This window comes from Sphingobium ummariense RL-3 (assembly GCF_000447205.1).
Lineage (GTDB): Bacteria > Pseudomonadota > Alphaproteobacteria > Sphingomonadales > Sphingomonadaceae > Sphingobium > Sphingobium ummariense.
This window is the reverse complement of sequence record NZ_AUWY01000104.1, coordinates 1-2,098: the sequence shown is the minus strand read 5'-3', so window position 1 is coordinate 2,098 and position 2,098 is coordinate 1. Positions and strand designations below refer to the sequence as shown.

Here is a 2,098-nt window from a genome sequence, read left to right as displayed (position 1 = left end):
GGCGCTGGAGGGCGATGCGCTGGCCCTGGGCCTCGCGCCGGCCATGTCGCTGGCCGACGCCCGCGCGCAGGAGCCGGGCTTGCGCGTCTTCGACCTCGATCCCCATGCCGACCAGGACTGGCTGGAACGGCTGTGCGACGGCTGCGCCCGCTATACCCCGGTCGTCGCGCTCGATCCGCCGCACGGGCTGATGCTCGACATCACCGGCTGTGCCCATCTGTGGGGCGGGGAGGAGGCGCTGGCCCGCGCGGCGGCCGATCGGCTGGAAGGCGCCGGGCTCACGGTCCGCCATGCGCTGGCCGGCACACCCGAGGCGGCGCATGCGCTGGCCCGATTTCCCACCGCCCCCGCTCCGGACGAGGACGCGGCGGTGCGCCGCCTGCCGGTCGAGGCTTTGGGGCTGGAGCCCGACAGCGCGACCGCGCTTCGTCGAGCGGGCCTGCGCACCGTTGCGGATCTCGCCGCGCGCCCGGCCGCGGCGCTCGCCGCCCGCTTCGGCGAGGAGGCGGTCGATGCGCTCCACCGGCTGCTGGGCCTCGGCCAGCGCCCGCTCGCGCCCCGCCGCCCGCGCCCCGCGCTGCGGGTCGAGCGTCGCTTCGCCGAGCCGATGGCCAGCACCGCCCATGCCCTTCAGGTGCTGGAGGAGATGGCGGCCGAGGCGGGCGAGCACCTCGCCGAGCGCGGCCAGGGCGGCCGGAAGTTCGAAGCGCTCTTCTTTCGCAGCGACGGGCTTGCCTTTCCGCTGCGGGTCGAAACCGGCCTGCCGGTGCGCGACGCGCCCGCGATCATGCGGCTGGTGCGGGAACGGATCGACGCCCTGTCCGATCCGCTCGATCCCGGTTTCGGCTTCGACATGCTGCGCCTCACCGTCCCGCGCGCCGAGCCGATGGCGCCGACCCAGCTTGCGCTGGAGGGTGGGACCGTGCGCCGCGAGGAGAGCGTCGCCGCGCTGGTCGACCGCCTTTCGATCCGCGCCGGGCGCCAGCGCATCCGCCGGCTGGTGCCCGGCGACAGCCACATCCCCGAACAGGCGCAGCTCGCCCTGCCGGCGATCGAGAACCGTGCGCCCGCCGCCTGGCCGGAGTGGCAGGAGGCCAGCGACCCGCCGATGCGCCCGCTCCACCTGTTCGACCCGCCCCAGCCGATCGAGGTGGTGGCGGAGGTGCCCGACGGTCCCCCGCACCGCTTCCGCTGGCGCCGCGCCCTGCACGAAGTGACCCGCTTCGAGGGACCGGAACGGATCGCACCGGAGTGGTGGCAGGCCAGGGACGGCGCGGTCGAAGGACAGAGCATCGGCCGCACCCGCGACTATTATCGGGTCGAGGATGCGCGCGGACGCCGCTACTGGATCTTCCGCCACGGCCTCTACGGCACGGAGGCGGCGCATCCGCGCTGGTATGTGCACGGCCTCTTCGCATGAGCGATCCGCCTCCCTTTGCGGAGCTGGTGGCGGCCACCAACTTCTCCTTCCTGCGCGGCGCGTCCCATGCCTCCGACATGGTGGCGCAGGCGATGGCGCTCGGCCTCAAGGGCTTGGGCATCGCCGACCGCAACACGGTGGCCGGCGTGGTGCGCGCGCATGTCGCTCGCAAAAAAGCATCGGAAAAGGCGCGCGAGGCGCTGCGCGAGGCGAAGAAGGAGAGGGGGGAGCCATCCGAACTGACCGAAGCGGAGGCGCGCGGCTGCGAGAGCGACCTGCGCCTGATTGTCGGCGCTCGGCTGGTCTTCGCCGACGGCACGCCCGACATCATCGCCTATCCCGCGACGCGCCGGGGCTGGGGCGAGCTCACCAAATTGCTGACCCGCGGCAATCTCCGTTCGGTCAAGGGCGACTGCATTCTCACCTATGAGGATCTGACCGTCCATCTGACCGACCAGCTTCTGATCGTCCTGCCCACCTCCACCGCGACCGCCCAGACTGCGCATCGCAAGCCGGTGGACTATGAACATGACGACCGCCCCTCTCCGGAAGCGATCCGGCAGGGGCATCTCAGCCTTGTTCCCCCGGCGCCGCCCGCCGATCTCGAAGCGCTGCTGCTCCGCTTGGCCCGTCTGGCGCCGGGCCGGATCTGGCTCGGCGCGCCGCTGCGCCGCGACG

2 protein-coding genes are annotated in these 2,098 nt (G+C 73.1%); both read left to right on the top strand.

The annotated features are described in order from the left end of the window. Positions 1 to 4 precede the first annotated feature (4 nt). Positions 5 to 1,420, top strand: a complete 1,416-nt coding sequence (locus M529_RS39420; protein ID WP_236617701.1) for a Y-family DNA polymerase — start codon at positions 5 to 7, stop codon at positions 1,418 to 1,420. After that, positions 1,417 to 2,098, top strand: a 682-nt coding sequence (locus M529_RS0124860; RefSeq protein WP_031295133.1) for a PHP domain-containing protein, incomplete at its 3' end; no start/stop codon positions are given. The genes M529_RS39420 and M529_RS0124860, both read left to right, overlap by 4 nt.